This is a genomic window from Rhodoferax ferrireducens (genome assembly GCF_049302455.1).
Lineage (GTDB): Bacteria > Pseudomonadota > Gammaproteobacteria > Burkholderiales > Burkholderiaceae_C > Rhodoferax > Rhodoferax ferrireducens_B.
On sequence record NZ_JBAQMD010000032.1, the window covers coordinates 1 to 22,305 of the forward strand.

The following is a 22,305-nucleotide window of genomic DNA, read 5'->3' on the forward strand; positions in this document are numbered from 1 at the left end:
GCCGCATGAACGAACATCCGCATCTCGCGCATGAAGTTGGCACTGAACGCCAGTTCGGCGATGCGCGACTCGATCTCATCCACCGTGTTCGGTGTGCCTTCGCGTTTCAGCGGACTCAGCAGCACCAACAACACATCGCGCGAATCGCAGTCGTAAAACAGCGGGAATACCGCCGGATTGGCCGCGTAGCCACCGTCCCAATACGGCTCGCCATCGATTTCCACCGAATGATGGATTTTGGGCAGACAGGCGGAGGCGAGCATCACGTCAACGCTGAGTTCACTCTCGCGAAACACGCGCAGCTTGCCGGTATTCGCCTGCGTGGTGCCGACGAACAACTTGAACGGACTGCGCGCGCGCAACTGCTCAAAGTCGACCAGCCGATTGAGCAGATCGCGCAAGGGGTTCAGATCAAAAGGGTTGAGCTGTGCTGGCGAGAAGTGGCCGGCCCAGTTCACCAGCAACTTGCTGGCTGGCGACAGGCTGATCGCCTCGCCCTCACCCTGGGTCATCAAGCCCCAGGGCATCTGCTTGCCAACTTCCATCCAGAAATCCGACAAACCCTGGCGAGCGCCATCGCGCCCGCCCTTCATCCAGCCATCGGCAAAGACCAGCGCGTTCATGGCCCCGGCGCTGCTGCCGCTCAGGCCCTCGAACTCAATGCGCGGGTCTTCCAGCAGCGCGTCCAGAACGCCCCAGGTGAAGGCACCGTGCGCACCACCGCCCTGAAGCGCGAGGTTGAGCGGGCTGGGCGACGGCTGCACCAAGCGCTTGAGCCAGGCAAGGCCTGACTGCCTGGTGACGCCTGGGCGCACGGGTGTTGCTGCGCTGTCGATCAAATGAACTCCTTCGCGGTGTGAGAACCGCCCTACCTGTGCGAATCAGTATAGGATTTTTCTGTGTCACCGTGCACACACCGGCCGAACGGCCCAGGACCTTGCGTCAAGCGGTCAATCGTGCACAACGTTGCACAAAACCACGTCTGCGTTGTAGATCAATACCAGTCCTGTAGCGCCTGTGCATGGTGTTGCGCCCGGGTCTCATGGCCTGGAAGCCAAAGTGAGTGACCACACGCTGCGCGCGACAAGAAGTCCAATAACAACTGGTGCTGGCGGAGCACCCGCTGTTGGCGGTGCTCAATCAGGGGATTAAAAATGCCGTGTCGCGAAAACAGCTGGCGTGGATTTTTCTTCACCCAAAGCCAGGAACCCATCTCTAGCGTGAGCGGCAGAAATATGTTTTTGGCTTGCGCACATGACTGTTGGTACAAATGGTCCCACAAATCCCCATGCGCAAGGTACTGCAAGCTTTGCGGTTCAATAATGTACCGGTGATGGCTGTTCGACTGCACAAAAATGCTCTTGAGGGCATGCATCTCTGCCAAGTGGGTGATGGGCACCCGGGTATGTGCATAGGGAAACCAGATGCGGTCGCTGGCGCCAAAACCCGAATGACAATCCACGCTCAGGCTGAAGCTGCGGGGCAACAATTCAGCCTTCACCACATCACACACGGCCTGATTCTCAATTTCCATGGCCTGGCCTTTGAGACCGCGGTACCAAGGCAAGCCAGCGCTCAAGCGCTGTCCGCCGACCAAAAATGGCACCGGCTCTTGCGCCTCTACCGGCGCGTTTCTCATCAAGTCCACACCGTTGGGGTTGGCCCGGGTGCCAAGCGCCATGCCGCCCGGATTGACGATAGGCATAAAGACCAGGCGAACCGCTTCAAGTTGCCGGTGCAAGGTGCTGTCCCATTGCAGACGCATGACCAAACTTTGCAGATACGAAATCACCACGCCAGTGCCAATGCGCTCCAGGCCATGAACACCACCAAAATAACCCACCGCCGGCACGTCGAGCGCTGGATTGCCCAATGCGATGACATGAACCGGATAGGAGCCCCCGCCTGGCAAATTGACGTTACAGACCACGCGTGTTTCGAGCCAGGCTGCACCCAATTCAATGATGCGCTCCAACGCAAGCAATTCTGGCAGCCTGGTTTGCGTCACAGTTGCCGATGGGATAAGAGTTGAAGGACGATCGTCATGAACGGTGAGCTTAGCGTCGAATCCTTCGCGCGTGCAACGCTTGTCTGGATAGGCGTCGTAATTTGACACTGACACAAGGCTGTCACAAGGCCGGTGTAATTTGGCTCTTGCCAACTACAAAACGCCTGCCAGCGTCTACCCTATGTTTAACAAAAGAACTTTCTTTCGCGTCATGGCCATCCCGGCCTGTATTGCCTATGGTGTGCTCGAATTCCTTGCTTTGCAACGCTCACGTCTGATGAGTCGTCGCACTTATTCCTAGACACCGCTGCCGGGTTCTGATTTTCGCGGGCCAACGCTACATCAGCGTCTTCAAGTTGTCATTTTTCCCCATTAAATTAGCGCCATGTTGGTGGCGGGACGGACATTCCCGGCAAACAATGCATCAGTATTCATTGACGTGATGCTACCAACGCCATACACCAAGTGGCCGATCAGCAGATCGGCCACTGCTTGCTGTCAGCATGTATTCACCTGGTGGCCAGGGTCAGAACTGAAGACTCAAGACGCATAATTGAAGTCCAAAGTTGGTACAAAGGACAGGTTTTATGAGAGTCGTGTTGTGCCTGAGCGGCAGCGATTGAACAAGCAGCTTGCATCTTATGAAACAAAATACTCTCCCCCAGGGTCCGCAAGAAATCGAGCTCAAACTGGCCTTGCCAGGCTCTGACCCCTCACACCTGGCACAGCAGCTGGCGCAGATACCCCTGTTGGCTCGGCGCCAGGCGATCCGTCTGCACCTGCACAATGTTTACTACGATACGCCTACGCAGGTATTGCGACAGGCGCGCATCGCATTGCGAATACGGCGCGTTGGCAGCGATGCAAAACCGCAATGGCTACAGACCCTCAAAATGGGGGGGCTTGGTGACTCGGCACTGAGCCAGCGTGGCGAATGGGAAGTGCCCATGCCGGATGCCAGGCTCGACTTGCAGGCGCTTCAGGCGACCCCCTGGAACCATATCGATCCTGATGGAAGCGTGTTTCAGTCCCTGGCGCCGAGTTTCTCAACGGTCTTCGACCGAACAATCTGGGTCGTTCGCAAACGCGATGGCAGCGTGGTCGAGGTCGCGCTGGACCTTGGGCAAATAGAAGCCAATCACTTGAATTCACCGATTTGCGAATTGGAGCTTGAATTACTCGCGGGCTCACCCCTTGCCCTGTTTGACATCGCCCGACAAATTGCCAAGACAACTGCCGTATTGCCAGCCAATGCCAGCAAGGCCGAGCGTGGCTACACCCTGGCCGACGGCTGCCTGGACAAGCCACTGCGCGCCCAGCCCCCCAGCCTGACACCCAAGCTCTCATTACATGAGACGACGCGGCGAGTATTGCGCGAGATGTTCTGCCAGTTCACCACCAATCTTGGCCTGCTATGCCGCTCTGACAACCCCGAGGTGGTGCACCAGGCCCGGGTCGGTTGGCGACGCTTTAAAAGTGCTTTGCGACTTTTCAAGGTAAGCCTGCCGGGCAACGCGATGCCATCGTGGCAAGCGCTGCGGCCGTTATTAAATCTTCTAGGTGACGTGCGCAATTTCGACGTTGCCTGCACAGAAACGCTGCCCCCGCTCGGCGCCGCCTATGCCGCCGGAGACAGCCAACGGGCACAAACCTGGCACACGATGGAACAGGCCTTGAAACAGGCCGCCATGCGCCAGCGCGAGCTCGCGCGCGAGGCGCTCCAGCGGCCCGCGGTCGGCGCAAGTCTGCTTGAAATCACTCAATGGCTCGAAGGATGGTCAACTTTGATGGCGCCGGACCAAGTCGCGCTTGAACCCAAAGAGCCCCTGCGGGGCTGGGCCAGGCGTCGAATCAAGCGCCTGCATGATCAGTTGCAGCTCGCCCTGCGCGACACCAGCGACCCGGACAGTCAGCACCATGCTCGCATCATTGCCAAGCGAATGCGCTACGGCATCGAAGCATTACAGCCGCTGCTACCCAAAAAGCGCTCGCAACGCTGGCATGAACAGGCGAGCGAGCTTCAATTGAGTATTGGCGCAGCACGCGATGTCAGTCTGGCCATCACCCTGGTTGCCAAGTTGGAAATAGAACCCGGCGTGCTTGATTTCTTGCGCGGCGTCGCGGTCGGCAGACAAAGGTGAGTGCATTCAATACTGAAGCGCTGCTGATTGCGCCAGGCCACCGTTTTGTGCGTTCAACTGTCTGTGGGGCAGGCAGTCCTGGAAGCACCGAGACCACCAGTCGCTGCACTTTCACTTCATGTGGCCAATTTCCTGGAACCTGGCCACATGCGCAGCAAGGTATTGTCGCGCTGGACGTAGTGATGGAATAAGGCTGCCGCCGCATGGCCACCGATCAGGAAGTAGCCGGCGGTCCCCACGAACTCATGGATTTCCTTGAGCTGGGCCGCCAACGCCTTGTCTGGCCCGATCAGCGCCGGGAGCTCCAGACCAAAAAATGGAATGGGCTTGCCTGCCGCACTCAGCATGAGCCAGCCCAGCAGCGGCATGCCAATCATGATGGCGTACAGCATCAAGTGGGCCAGTTTGCCAGCCATCGCTTGCCACTGAGGCAGGGCGGCTTGCAGGCGCGGAGCGGGGTAGATCGCGCGCATTGCCAGGCGCAGCCAAACCAGGGCAAACATGAAAAGACCCAGCATGAAGTGCAGGCTTTTCAAGGCCTCACGGGGCACGCTGCCCTTGTCAAAAAGCTCGCGCAAATTAATGCTGGCATACACGCCGATAAACAAGGCAAGCATCAGCCAATGCAGCGATATTGACGCCAGGTGATATCGATCCACTGTTTTTCTAAAAGTCATAAACCAACTCCTAACATTGAAGAAGTCGGGATCCTAAAAATCCCTGCTTAAGGCCTCCTTAAATTTCAGCCATTTCAGGCGATTTGCTTACCTCTTGTCACCGTTGTTGCATCGCTCGCAATCCTTGACCATCTTTGAGCAAGGTACGTCGCCCCTCATCAAGAAAGGCATTCAAAGACGCGGGGCGGTTAAGAGATTCCATTAACCCAGGGCGAATGTTTCGCCTGGGTTCTGGTTTTGCATCGCCCGCCCTCGTGAGGCCAGCTTGCGCAACGTTTGGCTTTGACCAGTTTGTTGCATTTGCCTGTGGGTAACAGGTGAGAGAAGTGTAGATCGGGGTGCCCCGCAGGGGATTGCGTAATTTTCACAAAAATCAAGTTTTTAGATATTTACTGCTTGTAGATTAACTTAATTTAGAATAATCTGCCTGAATATTCGGAATATGAGGCAAAACATGAAACTGGATCGCTACGACCAACACATACTTGAAGTGCTGCAGCAAGACGGGCGCATCAATAACCAGGACCTGGCCGACCGCATCGGCCTGTCCCCGTCACCCTGCCTGCGCCGGGTGCGTGCGCTGGAGGAATCCGGCCTGATCGTGGGCTACCGGGCGGTGCTGGACGCCAAAAAAATGGGCCTGACGCTGCTGGCGCTGATCAACGTCTCCATGGACCTGCACACGCCCGAGCGCTTTGCCAATTTCGAGGCGACCGTGTGCGCATTGCCCGAGGTGCTGGACTGCCTGCTGATCACCGGGCAGGATGCCGACTACCAGCTCAAGGTGGCCGTGCGCGACATGGATCACTACCAATCTTTGCTGCTTGACCAGCTCACCCGCATTGAGGGCGTGACCGGCGTGCACTCCAGCTTCGTGCTGCGCCGGGTGGTGAGTAAAACGGCGCTGGCAGTGGCGGCGGGGTAAGGCGCGCCGATACCTGTCAAAGTGCTGTGAATCGGATCGAATCAGCCTATCGTTTGGCGAGATTGAAGACGGCCCAATCCGTGGCAGAGCCGTCTTCGGCGAGGAGATTCCGGCCATGGGAACGCTCTTGTATACCGACGTACGCTTGTTTTGCGAGAGGGGCATTCCCGGCGTCATTTATGGCGCCGGACCGCGCACCGTGTGGAGTCCCACGCCACCGCTTTCTGCACTCAGCTGTCCACGGGGCTTGCCCGCAGGGCTTCTACCGCCAGGCGCAGGTCGGCGCTCCACGCACGCCGTCCACGCTCTTGGGCTGATTGCTGCTCGCCAAAGATCAAGGTCGCGCACAGCGGCGGCGCGGTCAGCATGCGCCACATGGAGCCCATTAGCGTGTCGTTATTTATGTAGCACGGCGCCAGGCTGTGCGCGGCGCTGGCGGCATCCGAAAACCGCAGCGCCACGGGCTGCACCGGCGCATTGGCAGCAATGGCGGCTTGCACCAGGTTGGCATGAAATGGCAGCACGCCAACGCCGTCACTGCTGGTGCCTTCTGGAAACACCACGATCGAGTCACCGGCATGCAGGCTATCTGCCATCTGCTGCACCACACGCAGAGCGTCTCGCCGGGACTCGCGCTCGATAAACAAGGTGCCGACAGCCGCGGCCAGAGTTCCGATCAGGGGCCAGCGCCCAACATCGGCTTTGGCGACAAAGCGGCAATGGCAGACCGCATAAATCACGTAAATATCGAGCCACGAGATGTGGTTACACACCAGCAACAAGGGGCCACGCTTTGGCGGCCTGCCGATTACTACCAATTTGATAGCTAGCAGCGCAAGAAGGGCGAGGGCCCAGGCCCTGATTCGTTCTTGCTTTTGGGGGGTCGTCAGTCCTGGAAACACCAGGACCACCGTCCACCAGCCGCGCAGCAGATGCAGCAGCACACATGCCAGTTTCCAACTGGCATGAACCCTGGAAGCGATCGGTTTCATCAAACCGAACAGCACACGCTCAGAGTGCGGGCAGTCCGCTGAGGTAGCCGATGGCGGCGCTCTTCTTGTTGTTCCAGTTGGCGTTGATCAGCGGATCGACGCCAGCCTTGATCACCGAATGGATGCTGCCCCAGTCACCGGGGTGCTGGAAGTTGCTCATGATGTAGGAGAAGCCATTGAGGTTATCCACCATCTCCAGCCCGGTCGCCTCGCCGCCCGCCGGAACCGAGAGAATGCGCGACAACTTCTTGCTGTCCACGTTGTAAGCCCACAGGAAGTTGTTGACGTGCTGACCAGAGTCTTCGCCAATGAACAGCGTGCGCAGTTTTTCCGAGAACTTGAGGTTGTCGGCGTTGGCGATTTTGTCCACGTTGGCGCTGTTGCCAACGGCGTCAGCGGCCTGATCTTCGCCCACCAGGGCGGGGATGGCCGCCATGACGGTGGGGACCCAGTCACTGCCGATGGTCGTGCCCGCCTTGTCCTTCTGGCCTGTCGACAGCTTGAGTTCGTAGGTTGCACCGGCCGAGATGGCGCCCACCTGAATGTCACCAGCCGTATCCGACATGCTTTTCTGGATGTACGACACGGCGACGTAAGCGACTTTGTCCTTGCGGTTGAGTGTTACCCCCTCCATCTTGGTGAATTCCATTGAACCACCCATCACGGCGGCATAGCGGTGGGATTCCAGGAAGGCGGCTGCTTTTTCCTTTCCTGCAGCAAACTTGACCCACTCCGTCTTGCCATTGAAGGCAATCTTGCTGAAGCTGGCATCCAGCGGATCGGTCTTGCTGACCGTCACGATATCGCTGGCTGAGAGCGTGTCTGCCAGGGCCTTGATTTCTGCGCTGGTGGCGCTGCCCAGCTTGATCCAGCTCAGCGTGGCGGTACCGCCCGCAACAGCCGAGGTCTGCGTCCATTTCGCAACATACAGGCTGCCACTGCTGAGGTCTTTTTCCTTGTCAGCAATGAACATGAACAGGCCGGTGTTGGTGCCGTCATCACCCATCAGCACGGTCTTGTTGTCGGGGCAGACTTCGACCAGTTCGCGCGCGATGCGGCCCAGGCAGTAGTGTTTCACGATGGTAGCCGTTCCGTCGGGCTTGACCGTGACTTCCGGCACGTGGCCGTAGTGGTAGGGCTTGGCAGCGGTAGTGCTGCCGAACAGATTCTGGCTGAACGCCTGGAACATGGTGTTGCCGGCGATATTGACGGCGTCAGGCTCGTACTCCTCGCTGGAGAGGTGGGTGTTCCAGGGCGACAGGCTCGAAGCACAGGTGATCCACAGGCCGTTGACCGGCTTGGTATCCACATTGAAGTGCTTGACGGCTTTCAGTGCACCCGTCGTCTTGTCCTGGTCCAGGGTGGTGATGGAAATCGGCGATGGCAATGTGCCGTACATGCTGACGCCGGCATTGTTGAGGGTCTTGTACTCGTACTGCGTCACCAGGAACAGCGTGTTGCCTGTAACGCCAGCCACCGTTGGGTTGGACAAGGAGATCAGCGAGTTGCCATCCGGACAATCAGAGTAGAACGGCTCAGACGTGGTGCCCGACGTGTCCATGATGGGGTTGCCATTGATGTCATAGAAGGCGCCGGCGATCACGCTGGCGCTGCCGTTCTTGAGCGTGTCGCCGGTCTTGAACAGGGTGTTGTAGGCCAGTGCCTGGGTCTTCGTGCCGGCATCGGAATAGCTGATCTTGACGCTGGCGCTGGTGAAAGTGGTAGCGCGTTGTACATCGGTCATGGTGGCAGGCATGCCGATGAACTCCACGCCCGTGGGGGCGACGGCTGTTGCGGCATCGCTGCCACCACAGGCACTCAGACCCAAGCTTCCCAGTCCCAACGTGGCAACGCCACCGAGCGCGCCTTTGAGCACTTGGCGGCGCTGCAGGTGAGTCGCTCCTGGCGCAATGCGCTCAGGCTTGCCGGATGCGGTGTTGGTGAGTGAAAAATTTGACTTCATGGAGACTCCTCGGGTTGAAAAGCCATCAGCATAAAAACCAATCATGACAGGATGACGGCGGTTTTATGACAGTTCCGTGAAACACCGCGAGCCGTGGCGATGACACGTGTGTCTGTCCAAGCAAACCCGTCAAATTGGACCTGCAACTTGACGAATTTGTATCAAACAATATAAACTGTATAAATCGTTTTATAAAGGACAGTTCATCATGGTCACAACAGACAAGAAAATCGTTTCTGCCAAATCTGCAAAAACAGCCGCACCAGCAGTGGTTCGCGCCAAGGTCACGCCCGCGCCAGTAGCGCCTGCCACCATGGCAAAAGTGGCGCTCAAACGTAGCGCCAAACCAATTGCCAAACCAATTGCCATGCCTAAGACCGAAAAGCCCTCCAAGGTGAAAAAACCGAAACTGGTACGCGACAGCTTTACCATCCCCAAGGCTGAATACACCGTGCTCGACGACCTGAAGCAACGCGCTGGCAAGCTGGCCCATGCCGTCAAGAAAAGTGAATTGCTCCGCGCCGGCATCAAAGCCCTGGCTGCCATGCCAGACGGGGCTTTTCTGGCCGCGCTGAAGGCCGTGCCAGCCATCAAGACCGGGCGCCCCAACAAAGATTGAGCCTGCGCGAACTTCTGCCGGACCGCATCTGAAAATGCCGCGCTGGTGGATTCGCTACATGACCTCGGGTGACTGTACCGCGACGATCACAGTCTGGGACTGTGCGTCGCGCTGGCGATTGCGCAGCCACCAGACCGCCCCTTTTTTGACCGTGCATTCGGTCGCGCTTAGACCGAGCAACTGGGCGATGGTTTGGCCCAACGTAGGTTGATGACCCACCACCAGCACGGTGCCTTTTGCAAGCGGCCATTGAACCAGCGCCAGCAACCGGTCGGCACTGGCGCCCGGCGCCAGTTCTTCTCGCAACTTGTATTTACGTCCCAGTGCCTGCGCAGTTTGCTCACAACGGCGTGCCGGGCTGACAAAAATACGCGTGCCTTCGGGCAACTGACGGTCGAGCCAGTTCGCCATGCGCGCGGCCTGTTTGTCGCCACGCGAAGTGAGTGAGCGGGCCATGTCGTCACAGCCCTCCAGCCATTCCTGTGCCTCCGCGTGACGCCATAAGATCAGATCCATATCAGCCTGCGCGTCTGTCGTCCTGTCCGGCGTAGCGCGCCATCAGGGCAGCTTGTGCACCATGCGCCAGGCGTGGATGCTCGCACTTGACGCGCGCATAGGTGCCGTCCGGCAGCAAGTCCCACGCGTCCACACCGTCATGCAAATAGGCCACCAACTCTTCATCAACAATGCGCTGGCGCTGCGCCGGGTCCGTGACTGGCCAGGCCAGTTCTACCCGGCGCAGCATGTTGCGATTCATCCAGTCGGCGCTGGACAGGTAAAGCTCTTCCACGTCATCATGGCGAAAGTAGAAGACCCGCGAGTGCTCCAGAAACCGGCCAATGACGGAGCGGACCCGGATGTTGTCGGTGACACCCGGCACCTGGGCTGGCAGCATGCAGGCACCGCGTACGATCAGGTCAATCCTGACGCCCTTCTGCCCGGCTTGAATCAATGCGTAGATGAGTGCTTCATCCGTCAAGGCATTCATCTTGGCAACGATGCGAGCGACCCCACCCGACGCGGCCACAGCGCCCAATTTGTTGATTTTTTCGAGCAGCTTGCGTTGCAGATAAAACGGCGCCAACAACACCCGCTTGAGTTTGGGCAGCCGACTGTGGCTGGCCAAATGAACAAACACATACTCAACATCGGCCGTGAGCACCGTGTCGGCCGTGAGGTGGCCCCAATCGGTGTACAGGCGCGCCGTGCGAGGGTTGTAGTTGCCGGTCGACAGGTGCGCGTAGCGCACCAGCCTATTGCCTTCGCGGCGGGTAATCAGCATCATCTTGGCATGGGTTTTAAGCCCCACCACGCCGTACAAAACCTGTGCGCCAATGGATTCGAGCATCTCGGACCAGTTGATGTTGGCCTCCTCGTCAAACCGGGCCTTGAGTTCCACCACCACGGTGACTTCTTTGCCACGCCGCACCCCCTCGCGCAGCAAATCCATCAGCTCTGAGTCAACGCCGGTGCGATAGATCGTCTGTTTGATCGCCAGCACCTGCGGGTCATTCACGGCTTCACGTAAAAATGCCAGGACGCCGCCAAAGCTCTCAAACGGCTGGTGAATCAAGACGTCGCCCAGCTTGAGTTGCTCAAAAAACGATACACCTGGCGTCAGTTGCGTCGGATAACACGACTGGTAGGTGGGAAAACACAATTTCGGCAACGGCACCAGATCAATCAACTGCGTCAACCGAACCAGATTGACCGGACCTGGCACGCGGTACAAGGCCTGCTCCGGCAAATTGAACTGCTCGCACAGAAACGCTGACAAGTACTCTGAGCACCCAGCGGACACTTCCAGCCGCACCGCTTGGCCAAATTGACGGGATTCCAGGCCCTGGCGCAAGGCAGTGCGCAAATTCCTGACGTCATCTTCGTCCACGGCAAGATCGGAATGGCGGGTCACCCGGAACTGTGAGAATTGCCCGACATCCCGCCCCGGGAACAACTCGGCCAGATGTCCCCGAATCACGCTGGAGAGGGAGACGAAGTGGTAAGTTTTACCCGAGATTTTTTCCGGCATGCGGATCATGCGCGGTAAAACACGCGGCACCTTCACGATGGCAATCTCGTTCTCTCGGCCAAACGCGTCGTGGCCACCCAACCGCACGATGAAATTGAGCGATTTATTGGCCACTTGCGGAAACGGATGCGAAGGGTCCAACCCGACCGGAATCAGCAAAGGGCGCACTTCGCGCTCAAAGAACTGCTTGACCCAGCGCCGCTGGGCCTCGTTACGCTCACCATGGGAGACCACCTTGATGCCCTGCGCCTCCAGTGTCGGCATCACGTGATTGTTGTACAGCGCATACTGACTCGCGACCAAGGTGTGTGCGGTCATGGCAAGCCGCTCAAACGACGCCACCGTATAGTTTCCCTTGGCATCCTGACGCTGGTTGGCCACCAGATGAGGCTCCGCCCGAACCTCAAAAAACTCATCCAGATTGGACGACACAATGCACAGATAGCGCAGCCGCTCCAGCGGTGGAACGTCTTTGCGCCGGGCCCAATCCAGCACCCGCTCGTTGAACGCAAAAATGCTGTGGTCGCGATCAAGAAGCGTCACCGCTGCAATGGCCGGCATCAATTTTGGCGGACGAAAGAATGAAGACATGATGCCCCAAGGCTCGTTTATTACAGACAGATGACTGATTGTTGACCGTATTGGTGACAATCGTGTGACAACAGCTTACTCCGCACCCAGCTCAACTGGCGCAACGCGTCAAACCGGGTCCGTCGACGATGAGGCGCACACCGAGCCGACTCCTTTATTGATAGACTCCGACCGACATGATGAATGCAGCCCGCCAGCACCGCACGCGCCAATGGATTTTGGCGACGAGCGTCTTTGTTTTCAGCGCGGTGGCCATCGCTGTCTTAATCTGGCGCTGGGAACAGCAGACACTTATAGAAGTCCGCGCGCGAGCCGCTGATCTGGCCACAGATCACGCACACACCCTGCAACGCGATATCGAGCGGGCCTTGTCTGCAACCTACGCAATTGCCGCGCTGGTTCGCCAAGGCCAGGGAAACATCGCTGATTTCGAGGCGGTCGCCACTGAAATGCTGCCGTTTTATCCTGGCATTGCCGCATTGGGAATGGCTCCCGACGGCATTATTCGAAACGTGGTGCCTCTTGCTGGCAATGAAAAAAGCATTGGCTTTAACCAGTTGAAGGACAACGCCCAGAACCAAGAGGCGATCATGGCCCGTGACACCGGCAGGCTGACACTGGCGGGCCCCCTCAAGCTTGCGCAAGGTGGACTGGGAGTTGTGGGGCGTCTGCCCGTCTTTCTGAACAACGCGCAGGGACACAAGGTATTTTGGGGCTTCACTTACGTAACCTTGCGGTTTCCGGATGCTCTGGCCTCCGCCCGCCTGCCTCTTTTGACGCAACGCGGTTATGCCTACGAGCTTTGGCGGACCGCACCGGACACGGGCGAGCGACAAAGCATTGAGGCGTCTGGAAACGCTGTGCTCAATGCACCGGTAGAGCGCACGCTGGAACTGCCCAACGGCCAGTGGACACTGAGTGTCGCGCCGATCAACGGCTGGGGCCAATCAGACCGCATCGGGTTCGAGGCCGCCGCCGGATTGCTTCTCAGCCTGCTGATGGCCTATCTCGCCTGGTTGCTGTATGAGATGAGGATGCGTGACCAGGGACTAGAAGTGCAGGTGAACGAGCGCACGGCTGAAATTCTGGCGACGCAGCGACAGCTTCAAGCTACGCTGGGCGCCATTCCGGACCCGCTCCTTGAGTTGGGACTGGACGGGCGCTGTTACAACGCACACTCGTCCCGGACTGACTCACTGCCATGGCCGACCGAGGATCTGATCGGCAGAACGATCATGGAAGTGCTGCCACCGCAGGCCTGCCAAATCGTGCTGGCGGCCTTGCAGGAAGCCAAAGAAAGAGAATGTTCAATCGGCAAACAAATCAAAGTGCCGCTTGACAATGGCATGCACTGGTTTGAAATGTCGGTGAGGCGCAAATCAGCCTTGCCTGGCGAAGAACCCCTCTTTTTGGTTTTATGCCGCGACATCACCGAAGGCAAACAGGCAGAGAGAAAAATCCAGCTGCTGGCACATTTTGATTCACTCACAGGCCTGCCCAATCGGGTGTTGTTGACCGACCGCTGCAACCTGGCACTTAGCGCCGCGCAGCGCAATGGCACACCGCTGGCGCTGTTGCTCCTGGACCTGGATCATTTCAAGAACGTCAACGACTCGCTCGGACACCGGGTAGGCGACGAAGTGCTGATTGCCCTAGCGGGTCGGCTCAAAGGCGCCGTGCGTGAGCAGGACACCGTTTGCCGTCTGGGTGGTGATGAGTTCATCTTGGTACTTCCCGAAACAAATGCTGCGGGTGCTGCACACATCGCCGAAATGTTGCTGCAATCGGCATTGGTGGCATTTGAGCTCGAACCGCATGAGTTGACGGTGACACCCAGCATCGGGATTGCCTTGTTTCCTGGCGACGGCTCAGACTTTGACACGCTGTCGCGCTGCGCCGATGCCGCGATGTACCGCGCTAAAAAAGACGGGCGCAACAACTACCGCTTCTTCACGGCAGAAATGCAGGCTCGCTCTGAACGCACCCTGGCGCTGGAAAATGCGCTGCGCCGTGCTTTGGAGCGCAATCAGCTGCAGTTGCACTACCAGCCGCAAATTTCGCTGGCGAGTGGCCGCGTCGTTGGCGCAGAAGCCTTGCTGCGATGGAATCACCCCGAGCTGGGGGCTGTGCCGCCGGCTGAATTCATTCCCGTGGCCGAGACCTGCGGACTGATTTTGCCCATCGGCGAATGGGTGTTGCGTACCTCTGTACAGCAGTTCAAAGCATGGATTGACGCCGGGATGCTGCCCATTGCCCTCTCTGTCAATCTGTCATCGGTGCAGTTCCGCCATGCCGACCTACCTGAACTGGTAACCAGCATTCTGAATGAAGCCCAGTTGCCCGCCCATTTGCTGGAACTCGAACTGACCGAAAACGTTGCCATGACCGACCCACTGGGGGCCATTGCCGTCATGAACAATTTGCACGAACGCGGCGTACGCATGTCGATTGATGACTTTGGCACGGGTTATTCGTCGCTGAGCTACCTGAAAAAGTTTCGGGTCTACAAAGTCAAGATCGATCAATCTTTTGTGCGTGACATCACCGAAGACTCCGACGACAAGGCAATTGTGGGCGCCATCATCAGCATGGCAACAAGCCTGGGCATGCAAACCATTGCCGAAGGGGTAGAAACCGAGGGGCAGCTTGAATTTTTGAAGGCCAAGGGCTGCACCGAAGTGCAAGGCTACTATTTCAGCCGACCGCTGCCGGTTGAACAGTTTGAAGCGTTCATGGGGACAAAATCATCTTCAAACCAGCCGTTTGTTCCCGGTCAGTCCGCTATTGACATAAGGCTCTGAATCAAGGACCTGGCTTATCGCTGTGCGACACATCAAAGCCATCGGCCACGTAGGCTGGGCCTTTCATGAGCCAGACAATGACACAGCCGATGGTGACAGTCACCACCAGCGCCCAGATAAAGATCACCAAACCAATCATCACAAAATCAAACAATTGAATGCGTCGCGCCAGTTCTGCCGCGCTGCCGTCGACGATCAAAAAACGGGCGGCCAGCGACATCAGGGCTGGCAGCAGCGTACCCGCCAGACACGCCGTCGGCATCAGGCGCAGCAGGCGCCACTCAAGTCCATAGGGCGTTTGCTGAAATCCAGGCAGTTTTCGAAGCCAGTTCATGCGCAAGATTTTAAAAGAATAGCCAATATTTTGCTGCTATCAACGCGCACAGCATCTTGACCAGGAATTTCAACGACTTGCCACTAACGAAGCCACTTTTGCAAAAATTGAGCCTGCCCCATGGCCGGGTCAAGTTGGTAGTTGGCAAATCCAACGCGGTGATAAAGTTTGATAGCGCCCGCGTTGCCGTGCAGCACTTCGAGCGTGAGTTTGCAGGCACCCCGCTCACGCGCTATTTCCTCAGCCAGAGCCAGCATCTTCTCGGCGACACGCTGCCCCCGGTACGCAGGCAACACGGCCACATCGTGTACGTTGACCAAAGGCTGACAGGCAAAAGTCGAGAAGCCTTCAATACAATTTACAAACCCGACAGGAAGACCACCGCCAAGACCGTCCACATCATCAAACGCCAGCACACTGAAGGCTTGCGGGCGCGCTGCGAGTGCCGGGATGAGATTGACTTTGGCGAATTCACTCAGGGGCTCGGCACCCCCCATCGGATCCTGGGCATAGGCGTCCAACAAGCTCACCAGTGCTTGCGCATGCACGGGGTTGGCGTAATCAGCGCGACAAACGCGCAGGGAAGTGTTGGGCGCCATGGTCATACCGAGAGGGTGTTGGCAATCCGCTCGGCGCACACCCTGGCCTGGACGGCGTCACGCGCCTCCACCATCACGCGCACCAAGGGCTCTGTGCCGCTGGCACGAATCAGCAATCGGCCAGCGGCACCCAGTTCTGTCTCCACCGCCCGCGATTCGCTGGCCAGGTTGGCGCTAAGCTGCCAGTCCTGGCCGGGTTGCAAGCGAACATTGATCAGGGTCTGCGGAAATAGCGTCACTTCAGCGAGCAAGTCAGCCAACTTTTTCCCGCTGCGTACGCAGGCTTGTAACACCTGCAGAGCCGAGATTAGCCCATCGCCGGTGGTATGTTTGTCCAGCGCCAGCAAGTGGCCAGAGCCTTCTCCACCCAGCAGCCACTTGTGCTTTTCAAGCTCTTCCAGCACATAACGATCCCCCACCTTGGCGCGCACAAACTGCACCCCACGGGCTCGAAGCGCCACCTCCACGGCCATATTGGTCATCAAGGTACCCACCACACCCGGTACCGGTTCATCGCGCCCCAGTCGCTCGTCCACCAACAGATATAACAGCTCATCTCCGTTGTACAGACGACCCGCATGGTCAACCAACTGCAGACGATCAGCATCGCCATCGAGCGCTACACCAAAATCAGCCTGGTGCGCCTTGACGGCTTCAATCAGGGCCTGCGGATGTGTGGCTCCCACCTCGTGGTTGATGTTCAAACCGTCGGGCGAACAGCCAATGGCGACGACTTCTGCCCCCAATTCGTGAAACACCTTGGGTGCCACCTGGTAGGCCGCACCATGCGCAGCATCCACCACAATCTTGAGCCCCTTGAGTGTGAGGTCGTTGGCAAATGTACTCTTGCAAAATTCAATGTAACGGCCCGCGGCATCATCGAGTCGCCGCGTCTTGCCCAGGCTGGCGGAATCAGCCCATACCGGTGACTCGTCCAGTGCAGCCTCCACGTCATGCTCCCAAACGTCTGGCAGTTTGCTGCCCTGAGCACTGAAAAACTTAATGCCATTGTCGGCAAAGGGGTTGTGGCTGGCGCTGATGACCACGCCCAGCGAGGCACGCTGAGCGCGCGTGAGGTAGGCCACGCCTGGCGTCGGCAAGGGACCCAACAACACGACATCGACACCGGCAGAATTGAAACCACTCTCCAGTGCGCTCTCCAGCATGTAGCCCGAGATGCGGGTGTCTTTGCCAATCAGCACGGTCGGGCGCGCTTCTGATTTTTTGAGCACGCGACCCACCGCATGGGCCAGACGCAACACAAAATCAGGGGTGATGGGCGCTTGCCCAACCGTGCCGCGAATACCGTCCGTGCCAAAATATTTTCTAGTCATTGATCTACTCTTGCCTACTTGTTAATGAAATCGACGCCAACTATCTTATAGCGCCGAGCACCTTGAGAGCCTGCACGGTTTCCCGCACGTCATGCACACGGACAATGGCGGCGCCACGCTCCACCGCCAATAACGCAGCGGCCACACTGGGCACCAGGCGCTCATGAACATCCAGTGTCGCCACGGCGGCCAGCGGGGTGGCTGTAACCGCTGCCAATGAAGATTTTCGCGACCAGCCGACCAGCAGCGGAAAACCCGCACCCAGCAGCTCACCCTGCCGTGCCAGTAGCGCGAAATTCTGTGCCACGGTCTTGCCAAAGCCAATGCCGGGGTCAATAACGATACGATTACTTTCTACCCCTAGCCCACGCAACGACTGGGTTTCATGCTTCAAAAACAATAGCACCTGCGACACCACGTCACCCTCCATGGGGGCCACCTGCATCGTCAAAGGTTCACGGTGCATGTGCATCAGACAGACGCCACAGCTGGGGTGTTGTGCCACCACTTGCATGGCGTTCAAGGCAGCGGGTGCGGCGCTGGCACAGGGCTCAGTCCAACGCAGAGCCCAAATGTCGTTGATGATGTCAGCGCCGAGGTCCAGCACGGCTTGCATGACTTTTGGCTTGTAGGTATCGACCGATACCGGCACACCCAAGCGAACCGCTTCACGCACGACCGGCAGCACCCGCGCCAACTCTTCATCCAGTGGCAAGGACAAGGCGCCGGGACGGGTCGACTCCCCCCCGATATCCAAAATGTCAGCCCCCTCTTTGAGCAGCGTCTCACAGTGCCGCAGAGCCGCTGCGGTGGAGGCATGCTGACCACCGTCCGAGAACGAATCGGGTGTGATATTGACAATGCCCATCACCTGGGGGCGGCTGAGGTCAATCAGGAATCGGGCCGTGTTCCATTTCATGCTGATAGAGCGCTCCAGAAATTTGAAAACAGAAACGGGGCTTGTCGCCCCGTTTTTTTGATAAATACCGTTTTCAGGCAGCCGTTGGCGCCACATCCGTTTTGACGGCGGGCGTGCCCCCACTGCTGCTGTCACTGCCAGCGGGCGGGATACGTGGCGTCCAGTCTTTCGGCGGACGGGGCTCTTTACCGGCCATGATGTCATCGAGCTGTTCACTGTCAATGGTTTCCCACTCCAGCAAGGCCTTGGCCATGGCGTGCATCTTGTCGCGATTGTCTTCAATGAGCTTGCGCGCCAGACTGTATTGCTGGTCAATGATGCGGCGCACCTCGGCGTCAACCTTCTGCATGGTCTCTTCGCTCATGGTGGTGGTCTTGGTGACAGAGCGACCCAAAAACACCTCACCCTCATTCTCGGCATAGACCATCGGGCCCAGGGCATCGGTCATGCCATAACGCGTCACCATGTCGCGCGCAATATGAGTAGCACGCTCAAAATCGTTGCTGGCACCGGTGGTCATCTGGTTCATGAACACTTCTTCAGCAATACGACCACCAAACAGCATGCTGATCTGGTGCAGCATGTATTCGCTGTCGTAGCTGTAGCGGTCTTGCGCCGGCAAACTCATGGTGACACCCAAGGCACGACCACGCGGAATGATGGTCACTTTGTGCACCGGATCGCACTTGGACAACAACTTGCCGATCAACGCGTGACCCGACTCGTGATAAGCCGTGTTCTTGCGCTCGCTTTCGGGCATGACCATGCTCTTGCGCTCCGGGCCCATCAGAATTTTGTCCTTGGCCTTTTCAAAGTCCACCATCTCGACCGTGCGCGCATTGCGACGTGCTGCCATCAAGGCCGCCTCATTGCACAAATTGGCCAGATCAGCACCCGACATGCCCGGTGTACCGCGCGCGATCACCCCAGCATTGACATCCTGACCCAAGGGCACCTTGCGCATGTGCACATTGAGAATTTGCTCACGGCCCCGAATGTCGGGCAACGTGACATACACCTGGCGGTCAAAACGGCCGGGACGCAGCAAAGCGGAATCCAGAATGTCAGGGCGATTGGTGGCAGCCACCACGATCACGCCAACATTGGTCTCAAAACCATCCATCTCCACCAGCATCTGGTTCAGGGTTTGCTCACGCTCGTCATTGCCACCGCCCAAGCCGGCGCCACGTTGCCGGCCCACAGCATCAATTTCATCGATAAAGATGATGCAAGGCGCATTTTTCTTGGCGTTCTCAAACATGTCGCGCACCCGGGAAGCACCGACGCCGACGAACATTTCAACAAAATCCGAACCCGAGATTGAAAAGAACGGCACCTTGGCTTCACCGGCAATGCCCTTGGCCAGCAGCGTCTTGCCGGTGCCCGGTGGGCCCACCAGCAACAGGCCACGCGGAATGCGTCCCCCCAGTTTCTGGAATTTTGCCGGGTCTTTCAGGAAGTCAACCACTTCCTTGACTTCTTCCTTGGCCTCATCGCAACCTGCCACATCCGCAAACGTGACTGTGTTGGTGTTTTCGTCAAGCAGACGCGCCTTGGATTTACCAAAACTGAAGGCCCCACCCTTGCCGCCGCCCTGCATCTGGCGCATAAAGTAAACCCAGACACCGATCAACAAGAGCATCGGTCCCCAACTGACCAGCAGCGTCATGAGCAAAGAACCTTCTTCGCGGGGCTTGACATCAAACTTGACATCATTGGCGATCAGGTCGCCCACCAGACCACGGTCCAGGTAAGTCGCGGTGGTCCTGACCCTGCGGTCATCGGTCGTCACAGCCACAATTTCAGTACCGCCCTGCCCCTCCTGGATGACGGCGCTCTTGATACGATTGCTGCGCACTTCCTCCAGAAAGTCAGAGTAGCCCAGATACCCGGCGCTCGCAGGCCCACGCGCATCAAACTGCTTGAATACCGTGAAAAGCACAAGTGCAATAACAAGCCAGACGGCAATTTTTGAAAACCACTGATTATTCAAGCGAGGCTCCAAAGGGTGAGCAAATAAGAAGACAGAGATAACTTGGGTTGCATTTTAGGCGTTTCAAGATGCGCCGGACATGGTTTTCTGCCGTTCATCCTCAGACAAAGCATGGGATTCAATGGGGTTTCAAACCCAGACCGACAAGAAAGGTTTCCGACGACTTGTCACGCGAGGCCTTGGGCTTGATCCGCTTGACCAGCAAAAAGGTCTCCTTGAATCGTTTGACCAGTGGGTCGTAGGAAGCGCCATGAAACACTTTTGCCACCAGCGCACCCTCCGGTTTCATGTGGGTCTGGGTGAATTCAAGCGCCAACTCCACCAGATGCTCAATGCGGGCAGCGTCGGCAGAGTCAATGCCCGACAAGTTGGGGGCCATGTCGGAAACCACCACGTCGGCCTGGCGCCCCTGCATTTCAGCCTCCAACTGCAGCAAGACATCGGACTCCCGAAAATCCCCCTGCAAGAAGACAACGCCTTCTACCGGCTCCATCGGCAGGATATCGAGCGCAATGATGGTGCCATTGAGCGCCCCGACCGCCGCGCCGCCGCCGGTGGCGGTTTTGGGTGACATTTTGCGGCGCACGTACTGACTCCACGCGCCGGGGGTTGAGCCCAGATCCACCACCAGCTGACCCGGCTTGATCAAACCCAGCGTTTCATCGATTTCCTTGAGCTTGTACGCGGCGCGGGCACGGTAACCTTCGAGTTTTGCCAATTTGACGTAGGTGTCATTGACGTGGTCGTTTAACCAGGCCCGATTGACCTTACTGCTTTTAGTTTGGGATTTCATTTTGACCTTCCTCGTCGATAATATAGACATGTCTCAAATTCAACTGACCCCCGCCCAACGCAAAGTACACCGCTCAGAAGCACACCACCTTGACCCAGTGGTCATGGTTGGGGGTGACGGGCTCACGGCCGCGGTTAAAAAGGAAGCCGATGCCGCCTTGAACGCGCACGGGCTGATCAAGATTCGTGTCTTCTCGGACGATCGGGCCGCACGCGAAGCCATGTTTCAGACCCTGGCCGACGAACTGGGCGCAGCACCAATTCAGCATATCGGCAAGCTGCTGGTACTCTGGCGACCGATGCCGGAACGGGAAAAAACAGTGGATGAAGATCGCATGCCCGGCCCACGCGACTTCAAAGTACTCAAATACAGCAAACGCGGCGGCCAGCGTCCCGAAGTCAAGACCTTGCGTGTGCTGGGCAACCAGCGCCTCACTTCGGGAGGCCAGGTGAAGCGTTCCAAACCGAAACAAATCAGCATCAAGAAGCGCAGCCAAACCTGAAGTTCCGAGAACTTGCGGGGCAAGTCCCAACCACACGCATCAAACCGGCCCTTTCTAAGTACGTTGCGACGTCAACTTCCAGAACGTCGCCCCAGCGCACAACCATTGCAGCAAGTACATCGCGCTGCCCACGCTGTGCCACAGGCGCAAATTCTCGCGCGCCACAATGCGGGGCGCCACGGCAAACTCGGCCAGCAGCGCCAGCAGCATCCCTCCAACTATAAAAATAATAGCTGTTTGTTCAATAGGGGCGGGGGCTAGAGCCTGATTTTGCCTTGAACTCATGAGCAGCAGCAAAGCACACACACAGGACAGCCCGGTCTGAGCGGCGAACAGGCGTGCCGCCATATTGCCCGCCAGCGCCGGGGTCGGCAAAGTCGCAAACAGCAGGGGCACAACCAGGAATCCGATCGTGCTCAGGCTGCCCCACCACAGTGCAGCCGCCCAAAAAGGCAACCGTGACAACAACTTAGACGTAGCTCACCGCCACCACTTCATAGTGTTTGATGCCACCCGGCGCCTGCACTTCGGCCGTGTCACCTTGTTCTTTGCCAATCAGCGCCCGGGCAATCGGGCTGCCAATGTTGATCAAGCCCAGTTTGATATCGGCTTCATCTTCGCCGACGATCTGGTAAGTCACCGCTGCGCCGGACGCCTCGTCCTCAAGTTGCACCGTGGCACCAAACACCACCCGGCCTTCCGCATGCAGTTCAACCGGATCAATGACCTGGCAGACCGAGAGCTTGCCTTCAATCTCCTGAATGCGCCCTTCGATAAAGCCCTGCTTGTCTTTGGCGACCTCGTACTCGGCGTGTTCGCTCAGGTCACCCTGGGCGCGCGCCTCGGCGATGGCGTTGATGACCCAGGGGCGATCAACCGTTTTCAGCTTGTGCAACTCGGCTTTGAGCTTTTCGGCACCGCGTTTGGTAATAGGAAGGGTAGCCACGTGCTGCTCCGTTAAAGGGAATGGGGTATAAAAATAAAACCGCCGAGCGTTACCGTTCGGCGGCATGGACCAAGAGTTCGAGGGGCAACCTTATTTCTGGAAGTTTGCGCAACAGACAGACGTCACGCGAAACTGGCTA

General features: G+C 57.9%; 20 protein-coding genes. 5 read left to right on the top strand and 15 right to left on the bottom strand.

Translation table 11 applies throughout. The features are described from left to right. Together WA157_RS05515 and WA157_RS05520 are read right to left on the bottom strand one after the other, a co-directional pair. A partial coding sequence (locus WA157_RS05515) for a patatin-like phospholipase family protein (protein ID WP_422620013.1) occupies positions 1–839 on the bottom strand: 839 nt, incomplete at its 3' end. Positions 840–994: 155 nt separating this feature from the next. Then, entirely contained in the window at positions 995–2,008 is a 1,014-nt protein-coding gene (locus tag WA157_RS05520; RefSeq protein WP_422620014.1) for a M14 family zinc carboxypeptidase, read from the bottom strand. Positions 2,009–2,649: 641 nt separating this feature from the next. Between WA157_RS05520 and WA157_RS05525 the strand changes: the two genes are divergently transcribed. Further along, positions 2,650–4,149 carry a CHAD domain-containing protein gene (locus WA157_RS05525; protein WP_422620015.1) on the top strand — a complete coding sequence of 500 codons (1,500 nt, stop codon included), beginning with the start codon at positions 2,650–2,652 and terminating at the stop codon, positions 4,147–4,149. A gap of 116 nt (positions 4,150–4,265) precedes the next feature. On the opposite strand, the gene WA157_RS05530 is transcribed toward WA157_RS05525, so the two are convergent. After that, positions 4,266–4,826, bottom strand: coding sequence for a cytochrome b (locus tag WA157_RS05530; RefSeq protein WP_422620016.1), 561 nt, complete (start codon positions 4,824–4,826; stop codon positions 4,266–4,268). A gap of 454 nt (positions 4,827–5,280) precedes the next feature. Between WA157_RS05530 and WA157_RS05535 the strand changes: the two genes are divergently transcribed. Continuing rightward, complete coding sequence (locus WA157_RS05535; RefSeq protein WP_422620017.1) at positions 5,281–5,751, top strand: Lrp/AsnC family transcriptional regulator; 471 nt, start codon at positions 5,281–5,283, stop codon at positions 5,749–5,751. A gap of 230 nt (positions 5,752–5,981) precedes the next feature. On the opposite strand, the gene WA157_RS05540 is transcribed toward WA157_RS05535, so the two are convergent. Beyond that, on the bottom strand, positions 5,982–6,743 hold the full coding sequence (locus tag WA157_RS05540; protein WP_422620018.1) for a lysophospholipid acyltransferase family protein: 762 nt from the start codon (positions 6,741–6,743) through the stop codon (positions 5,982–5,984). Positions 6,744–6,762: 19 nt separating this feature from the next. Continuing rightward, positions 6,763–8,706, bottom strand: coding sequence for a PhoX family protein (locus tag WA157_RS05545; RefSeq protein ID WP_422620019.1), 1,944 nt, complete (start codon positions 8,704–8,706; stop codon positions 6,763–6,765). A gap of 208 nt (positions 8,707–8,914) precedes the next feature. Here WA157_RS05545 and WA157_RS05550 point away from each other — a divergent pair, with 208 nt between their 5' ends. Beyond that, a complete protein-coding gene (locus WA157_RS05550) occupies positions 8,915–9,325 on the top strand; it encodes a hypothetical protein (protein ID WP_422620020.1) in 411 nt (136 codons plus the stop codon). A 54-nt stretch (positions 9,326–9,379) separates the two neighbouring features. On the opposite strand, the gene sixA is transcribed toward WA157_RS05550, so the two are convergent. Both sixA and ppk1 read right to left on the bottom strand, forming a co-directional pair. Further along, positions 9,380–9,841: a phosphohistidine phosphatase SixA gene (gene sixA / locus WA157_RS05555; RefSeq protein ID WP_422620021.1), complete on the bottom strand. Its 462-nt coding sequence runs from the start codon at positions 9,839–9,841 to the stop codon at positions 9,380–9,382. A gap of 1 nt (position 9,842) precedes the next feature. After that, entirely contained in the window at positions 9,843–11,945 is a 2,103-nt protein-coding gene (gene ppk1 / locus WA157_RS05560; RefSeq protein WP_422620022.1) for a polyphosphate kinase 1, read from the bottom strand. Between the two features lie 176 nt (positions 11,946–12,121). Between ppk1 and WA157_RS05565 the strand changes: the two genes are divergently transcribed. Next, complete coding sequence (locus tag WA157_RS05565) at positions 12,122–14,746, top strand: bifunctional diguanylate cyclase/phosphodiesterase (RefSeq protein ID WP_422620023.1); 2,625 nt, start codon at positions 12,122–12,124, stop codon at positions 14,744–14,746. A 1-nt stretch (position 14,747) separates the two neighbouring features. On the opposite strand, the gene WA157_RS05570 is transcribed toward WA157_RS05565, so the two are convergent. The 6 genes from WA157_RS05570 to WA157_RS05595 form a co-directional block, all read right to left on the bottom strand. Further along, positions 14,748–15,080, bottom strand: a complete 333-nt coding sequence (locus WA157_RS05570) for a hypothetical protein (protein WP_422620024.1) — start codon at positions 15,078–15,080, stop codon at positions 14,748–14,750. A gap of 83 nt (positions 15,081–15,163) precedes the next feature. Then, entirely contained in the window at positions 15,164–15,685 is a 522-nt protein-coding gene (locus WA157_RS05575) for a GNAT family N-acetyltransferase (protein ID WP_422620025.1), read from the bottom strand. Then, positions 15,682–17,013: a phosphoglucosamine mutase gene (gene glmM, locus WA157_RS05580; protein ID WP_422620026.1), complete on the bottom strand. Its 1,332-nt coding sequence runs from the start codon at positions 17,011–17,013 to the stop codon at positions 15,682–15,684. Before glmM ends, WA157_RS05575 begins: the two co-directional genes overlap by 4 nt. A gap of 40 nt (positions 17,014–17,053) precedes the next feature. Next, positions 17,054–17,932 (bottom strand): dihydropteroate synthase, encoded by an 879-nt coding sequence (folP, locus tag WA157_RS05585; RefSeq protein WP_422620027.1) that lies wholly within the window; start codon positions 17,930–17,932, stop codon positions 17,054–17,056. A gap of 73 nt (positions 17,933–18,005) precedes the next feature. Next, the gene (gene ftsH / locus WA157_RS05590; protein ID WP_422620028.1) at positions 18,006–19,925 is read right to left on the bottom strand and encodes an ATP-dependent zinc metalloprotease FtsH; all 1,920 of its coding nucleotides are present in this window, start codon (positions 19,923–19,925) and stop codon (positions 18,006–18,008) included. Between the two features lie 118 nt (positions 19,926–20,043). Further along, positions 20,044–20,718, bottom strand: coding sequence for an RlmE family RNA methyltransferase (locus WA157_RS05595; protein ID WP_422620029.1), 675 nt, complete (start codon positions 20,716–20,718; stop codon positions 20,044–20,046). 28 nt (positions 20,719–20,746) lie between these two features. Between WA157_RS05595 and WA157_RS05600 the strand changes: the two genes are divergently transcribed. Continuing rightward, positions 20,747–21,220 carry a YhbY family RNA-binding protein gene (locus WA157_RS05600; protein ID WP_422620030.1) on the top strand — a complete coding sequence of 158 codons (474 nt, stop codon included), beginning with the start codon at positions 20,747–20,749 and terminating at the stop codon, positions 21,218–21,220. A gap of 54 nt (positions 21,221–21,274) precedes the next feature. Here the strand turns inward: WA157_RS05600 and WA157_RS05605 are convergent, their stop codons facing one another. Both WA157_RS05605 and greA read right to left on the bottom strand, forming a co-directional pair. Continuing rightward, entirely contained in the window at positions 21,275–21,688 is a 414-nt protein-coding gene (locus tag WA157_RS05605; RefSeq protein ID WP_422620031.1) for a DUF4149 domain-containing protein, read from the bottom strand. Between the two features lies 1 nt (position 21,689). Continuing rightward, positions 21,690–22,166, bottom strand: a complete 477-nt coding sequence (gene greA / locus WA157_RS05610; protein WP_422620032.1) for a transcription elongation factor GreA — start codon at positions 22,164–22,166, stop codon at positions 21,690–21,692. Positions 22,167–22,305 lie beyond the last annotated feature (139 nt).

Excerpts from the sequence above, each read along its gene's own strand:
- WA157_RS05525 (WP_422620015.1), top strand. The coding sequence starts at position 2,650 with ATGAAACAAAATACTCTCCCCCAGGGTCCGCAAGAAATCGAGCTCAAA.
- WA157_RS05530 (WP_422620016.1), bottom strand. The coding sequence starts at position 4,826 with ATGACTTTTAGAAAAACAGTGGATCGATATCACCTGGCGTCAATATCG.
- WA157_RS05535 (WP_422620017.1), top strand. The coding sequence starts at position 5,281 with ATGAAACTGGATCGCTACGACCAACACATACTTGAAGTGCTGCAGCAA.
- WA157_RS05540 (WP_422620018.1), bottom strand. The coding sequence starts at position 6,743 with ATGAAACCGATCGCTTCCAGGGTTCATGCCAGTTGGAAACTGGCATGT.
- WA157_RS05545 (WP_422620019.1), bottom strand. The coding sequence starts at position 8,706 with ATGAAGTCAAATTTTTCACTCACCAACACCGCATCCGGCAAGCCTGAG.
- WA157_RS05550 (WP_422620020.1), top strand. The coding sequence starts at position 8,915 with ATGGTCACAACAGACAAGAAAATCGTTTCTGCCAAATCTGCAAAAACA.
- sixA (WP_422620021.1), bottom strand. The coding sequence starts at position 9,841 with ATGGATCTGATCTTATGGCGTCACGCGGAGGCACAGGAATGGCTGGAG.
- ppk1 (WP_422620022.1), bottom strand. The coding sequence starts at position 11,945 with ATGTCTTCATTCTTTCGTCCGCCAAAATTGATGCCGGCCATTGCAGCG.
- WA157_RS05565 (WP_422620023.1), top strand. The coding sequence starts at position 12,122 with ATGATGAATGCAGCCCGCCAGCACCGCACGCGCCAATGGATTTTGGCG.
- WA157_RS05570 (WP_422620024.1), bottom strand. The coding sequence starts at position 15,080 with ATGAACTGGCTTCGAAAACTGCCTGGATTTCAGCAAACGCCCTATGGA.
- WA157_RS05575 (WP_422620025.1), bottom strand. The coding sequence starts at position 15,685 with ATGACCATGGCGCCCAACACTTCCCTGCGCGTTTGTCGCGCTGATTAC.
- glmM (WP_422620026.1), bottom strand. The coding sequence starts at position 17,013 with ATGACTAGAAAATATTTTGGCACGGACGGTATTCGCGGCACGGTTGGG.
- folP (WP_422620027.1), bottom strand. The coding sequence starts at position 17,932 with ATGAAATGGAACACGGCCCGATTCCTGATTGACCTCAGCCGCCCCCAG.
- WA157_RS05595 (WP_422620029.1), bottom strand. The coding sequence starts at position 20,718 with ATGAAATCCCAAACTAAAAGCAGTAAGGTCAATCGGGCCTGGTTAAAC.
- WA157_RS05600 (WP_422620030.1), top strand. The coding sequence starts at position 20,747 with ATGTCTCAAATTCAACTGACCCCCGCCCAACGCAAAGTACACCGCTCA.